The sequence below is a fragment of the Candidatus Methylomirabilota bacterium genome (genome assembly GCA_036005065.1).
Taxonomy (GTDB): domain Bacteria; phylum Methylomirabilota; class Methylomirabilia; order Rokubacteriales; family DASRDR01; genus DASYQW01.
On the sequence record DASYQW010000158.1, the window covers coordinates 1 to 4,926 of the forward strand.

Annotated in this window: 5 protein-coding genes; 4 read left to right on the plus strand and 1 reads right to left on the minus strand. The window is 69.7% G+C overall.

Annotation, left to right across the window (positions count from 1 at the left end; translation table 11 throughout):
• The first annotated feature begins 253 nt into the window (after positions 1-253).
• Complete coding sequence (locus tag VGW35_11045; GenBank protein ID HEV8308193.1) at positions 254-718, plus strand: hypothetical protein; 465 nt, start codon at positions 254-256, stop codon at positions 716-718.
• Positions 719-865: 147 nt separating this feature from the next.
• On the opposite strand, the gene VGW35_11050 is transcribed toward VGW35_11045, so the two are convergent.
• Positions 866-1,147, minus strand: coding sequence for a helix-turn-helix transcriptional regulator (locus VGW35_11050; protein ID HEV8308194.1), 282 nt, complete (start codon positions 1,145-1,147; stop codon positions 866-868).
• 325 nt (positions 1,148-1,472) lie between these two features.
• Between VGW35_11050 and VGW35_11055 the strand changes: the two genes are divergently transcribed.
• The 3 genes from VGW35_11055 (at position 1,473) to VGW35_11065 (ending at position 4,869) form a co-directional block, all read left to right on the plus strand.
• Entirely contained in the window at positions 1,473-1,868 is a 396-nt protein-coding gene (locus tag VGW35_11055) for a hypothetical protein (protein HEV8308195.1), read from the plus strand.
• 306 nt (positions 1,869-2,174) lie between these two features.
• The gene (locus VGW35_11060; protein ID HEV8308196.1) at positions 2,175-3,713 is read left to right on the plus strand and encodes a hypothetical protein; all 1,539 of its coding nucleotides are present in this window, start codon (positions 2,175-2,177) and stop codon (positions 3,711-3,713) included.
• Positions 3,714-4,035: 322 nt separating this feature from the next.
• Positions 4,036-4,869 carry a hypothetical protein gene (locus VGW35_11065; protein HEV8308197.1) on the plus strand — a complete coding sequence of 278 codons (834 nt, stop codon included), beginning with the start codon at positions 4,036-4,038 and terminating at the stop codon, positions 4,867-4,869.
• Positions 4,870-4,926 lie beyond the last annotated feature (57 nt).

The following is a 4,926-nucleotide window of genomic DNA, read 5'->3' on the forward strand; positions in this document are numbered from 1 at the left end:
GGAGATGAGCGACCGCAGCGACCTGTCGGCGGCCCGTCGTCTCGCCACCAAGGTGGACATGTCGGCGGCAGCCGTGACGCGCCGGCTGCGCACCCAGGCCGCGCTGCGCGACGCCTGCCTGGCCTGGGGCCGAAGCCGGCCCTCCGGCCGCCCTGGCGGCTAGGGTCCCGGTGATGAGCCACCCGGCCGCCCCGATCCGGTTCACCTCCAGCGACAGCGCCGGCACTCGGGCAGGTCGACGGGGACGTCTGGGTTGACCTGGCGATCGGCGCGGGGGCGGACCTCCCCGCTGATCCAGGGCGCCGCCTGGGAGCTGACCGCGACCGGCCCGCCGACACGCATCGGGATGCAGGACGGGTATCTCACGGTGGATTTCGGGCCGACGGGGCACTTCCATTTGTGCATCGGCGAGCGCCGCGGGGAGCCGGGCAACCCGACCCCGCCCGAGCTGGCCGCCCACCGGCGGACGAAGCGCGCGGAGCTCTACCGCCGGATCAACCGCGAGGGAACGCCGGACAGCTGGGGCTTGCGCCTGTTCAACGGGAAAGACGAGCCGCAGATCACCGTCCTGTTTCCCAACCCCTTTCTGACGGGTAAGCTCGGAGTTCGGACGCCCGACTGGTCGGCCTTGGCCTTGTGGGACCGTGTGCGCCGGCAGTATCTTGGCCTCGATCCCGACCCCCGCGACCGCTCGGGCCAGCGGATGATCCACCCGTAGAGCCTTGCCGGGCGAGACTTCCGGTTCTGGCCGAGAGCGACCACCAACGACCCCGTCTGGCCTGGATCTTGTGGTTTACGGGGGCCGAGTCACTCGCGAGGGCGTACGTACGCAAGACCGGGCGCTGAGCTGAGAAGACGCAGACGCTCAGCACGCTGTCCCGGGAGGTCCCACGCCGATCACCTGGAACGCCCGCGCCGCCGCCGCCGTCCGCCCCTCGACCCCGAGCTTCGCGTAGATGTGCTCGAGGTGCTTGTGCACGGTCCGCGGGGAGATTCCGAGGATCCTGGCGATCACCGCGTCGGCCTTGCCCTCGGCGACCCAGGCGAGCACCTCCGCCTCGCGGCGGCTGAGGCCGAGGATCTCGAGGGCCGGCGTGGGCAGCCGCGTGTACTGCTCGTGAAGGAGCAGGAGCGGCTGCCCAGACACCGAGAGCCGGCGGACGACGAGGCGCTTTCCCTCCCGCTCGACGACGAGCGGCGCGCGGCACGACGGGCGGCGCGTCCTGGTCGGCGAGCGACGCCTCCCGGTCGACCCAGGATCGGAGCGCCTCGGGGAGCGCCCGGGCCGCCCCGGGGCCGGGAGCGAAGAACTCCGCCAGCAGCCGCCCCGCCCGCGGGGTCAGCCACCCGATGCGCCCGCCGGGCGCCACGGCGAGGAGCCCGGCGTCGAGCTCCTCGAGCGCCCGCCGCTCCGCCGCCTGCGCCTCCTGGATCCGGCTGGCCGCCTCGGCGTTGCGGTAGGCCTGGACCAGATGCGGCCGGAGCAGGTCCAGGAGGAGGCGGTCGCGCTCGGAAAAGTCCCTCCGATGGCGGTTGAGGGCGATGGCGATCTCGAGGGAGGGCTTGGCGCGAAAGTGCGCGATCATCTGATATTCGACGTCGGCGCGCCGGTAAAAGTCCTGGTAGATGCCGAGATCGTGGAACTGGCGCCGGGAGATGAAGTCCGACACCCTCAGCGCCCGCCCGTTACCGGTGCGCATGTGGTGCACGACGATCGGATGCTGATGGAGGAGCGGCCCGAGAATCTCGCGGCCCCGGGGCGGGTCGGCCTCGGCGGGCTCGACGAGATAGTCGATGCGCTGCTTGTGGAAGTCGTACTCGGTGTAGGCGGTGACGTCGGAGAAGATGGCCCGGGTCAGCCGAGTTGAGACCTGCCGGCCGAAGGCACGGAGATCGCGGCTCGCGTAGATCTCCCCGAGAAGCTCGAGCGCCGCTCGCCAGTCCCGCTGAGCCAGCCGCATGACCGCTCCCTCGGGCGAATACGCAAGAATGCGTATCGACGCTAGGCCTTGGCGTTGGGAAAGTCAAGGCCAGATGGGGGAGCCGAGGCGAGCTCGAATGAGCCGACCACGCGCCTTCCCGAGGCCGCCGTGAGCAGGATCCAAGCTTCGCCCGTGACCGATCGCGACGAACCGTCGTCCGCCGGTTCCCGTCAATTCGGCGTCGGCCGTGCGATGGTCCTCATCGCCGGCGCGTCATTCCTCGTCCTTGGGCTGCCGCCGGCGTGGCTGGGCGCCCAGGTCGCCAGCCAGACCCGGGGCTCCGCCGTCGATGCGGGCGGTTATCGCGCGCCGGGTGTCGACGACGGCGTGGCCGTGGGTGAGGCGGGCACCCTTCCCGTGAGCCCCGGGGTGCTCATCAGATTTGCCGGTCTCGACGAGCTGACCGCGGGCGGTGTCGTCCCGCCCTCCCCGAGCGTCGCCAAGGGCGTGAGCCGCGTGATCCAGGCGGCGAACTCGGCGCTCCGCCTCTCCACGGTGACCGGCGCGCCGTTGCAGACGAAGACGCTGCGCGCCTTCTTCGGCGCGCCGGACCGGGGGGCTGTCCTCGACCCCCAGGTGCTCTTCGACCAGAACGAGGCTGACCGCCGCTTCTACATCGCCGCGCTGCAGCATCGGGGCACGACGGAGGCCAGCGGGACGTCGCTGATCCACCTGGCCGTGTCCCGGAGTCCTGAGCCGCCCGACCTGGAGCCCGACCACTGGTGCCGGTACGCCATCGACGCCAAGCGGGACGGCGGAACGGCCCTGGCGAGCCGCGCGGGGGACCTGACCCTGACGGTCGGGTCGGCGCGGCTCGTCCTGACCACCGACCAGTATCGGTTTGCGACGAACGCCTTCACCTTCGCCGTCATCCGCGTGCTCGACAAAGTCGCCCTGTCCCGCAACACTGGCGCCTGCCCGTCGCTCCCCGGGACCGTGGTGTTTCAGCCGGCCGCGGCGCCCGGCGACCGCTCGTTCTTCGCCCTGCAGCCGGTCCAGAGCCCGGGTCCGTGGGCGGCCGACCTGCGCGACCCGGTCTACTTCGTCAACACCGGGTTCACCGGCACCAGCTCCGACGACCGCTATCGGGTCTCGCGGATCTGGGATACGCCGCCGACGTTCCGGAGCCTCGTGCTGCGGGGCGCGCGGCGGTACGCGAGCCCGCCGGATTCGCCCCAGCCGCGGAGCGCGGTGCGGCTCGACACCGGCGACGCCCGCATCAGGCAGGCGGCCGGAGGGCGGGCGACGGCAGAGGCGATCACCGTCACGTACCTCACGGCGGTCCACGCCACGCGGTGCCACGTAGGAGCGGCCTCACCCACGGCATGCGTCATGTGGGTCCGGGTCGAGGTGACCCCGATCGCGGCGGCGTTCGCGCGGATCGACCAGCAGCTGATGCTCGGCGGGGGCCCGGGGATCTTCGACTCGTTCCCGGGCGTCGCCGAGGGGGCCGACGGCGTGAGCGTGGTGGCGTTCCAGCGGAGCGGCCCCGGCAGGTTCTTGCATGGCCTGGTGATGGTGAAGCCGTTCTCGGCCGAGGCCTTCGGGCCCGCCGTCCTGCCGGCCACCCCGACCGGCCAGTGCGCGCTGGCGGCCCCGAGGGCCATGGGGGATGCCATCACGGTGCGGCGGGATCCCGTCCGCCTCCAGTACTGGGTGAGCACGGTGCGGGCGATCTCGGTCGCCGGCCGATGCGTGTGGGAGACCGCCGTCGTCAACCTCCGGCCCTAGCGCACCAGGTCGTCATGGTGGCTGACGGAGATTCGTCGACACCTCTGACGAAGCGTCCGCCTCGAGCTGCAACCCATGATTTCTTCGACGATCCGGTGTGGTTCGAATCTTGCCTTTTCAGGGCGCCGTGGAGACACGCTGGGGCGTCGGCTGAAAGTATGGCGGATCCGCGGTCGGGGGGTGGAGGGTGGCATGACCGCAGGGCCACTCGTGCGCCTCAGATGTCATCGGGCGCGAGGAGATTGGGCCGAAACCGGCCCGTAGAGGAAACCCCTTAAGGAGGCCGCGCATGCCTAGCCGACGCTCCGTACTCCGAGGGTTGGTGCTTCTCAGCACGTTCGTACCGACGCTCGTGGTCACGGCGCCACAGGCCTTCGGCTTCACCTTCACCACCATCGATGTCCCGCGTGCGAAGGAGACCGTGGCCGTGGGAATCAACGCGCGCGGCGAGATCGTGGGCCATTACCTCGACGCCACCCAGGACCTCCATGGCTTTCTCTTGCGCAATGGGGTCTTCACGACCATCGATGTCCCGCACGCCAGGCTCACGGTGGCTCTAGGAATCAACGAGCGGGGGCAGATTGTCGGCTTTTACGACGACGCCACTCGTCACACCCGTGGCTTTCTCTTGAACAACCAGGTCTTCACCATCATCAATTACACGAGCAAGATCGTCCCGCGCGCCTTTACAACCGAGGCCTGGGGAATCAACGCTCGGGGCGAGATCGTGGGCCGGTACGTCTTCGAGGCCGTCCATGGCTTTCTCAGGAACAACGGGGGCTTCACCAGGCTCGATCCCTCAGGCGCCAGGCACACCGAGGCCCATGGAATCAATGGAGGCCAGATTGTGGGCCAGTACACCGATAATTCCGGCACACATGGCTTTCTCCTGAACAACGGGCGCTTCACCACCATCGATGTCCCGGGCGCCAGGAGCACCGATCTCCGGGGAATCAACGCTCGGGGCCAGATTGTCGGCACATACTTCGCCGCTGGTTCCAGCCATAGCTTCCTCTTGAACAACGGGCGCTTCACCATCATCAAGGTCCCGGGCGCCAGGAGTACCGGGGTCCATGGGATCAACGCTCAGGGGCAGATTGTGGGCCACTACGAAGATGCCACCCAGAGGCGCCATGGCTTTCTCGCATCCCCGTAGTCGTGGCCCTTACCGGAGCGCATTGTGGTATTCGCCGCTGTGCAGGCTCGCATCCGG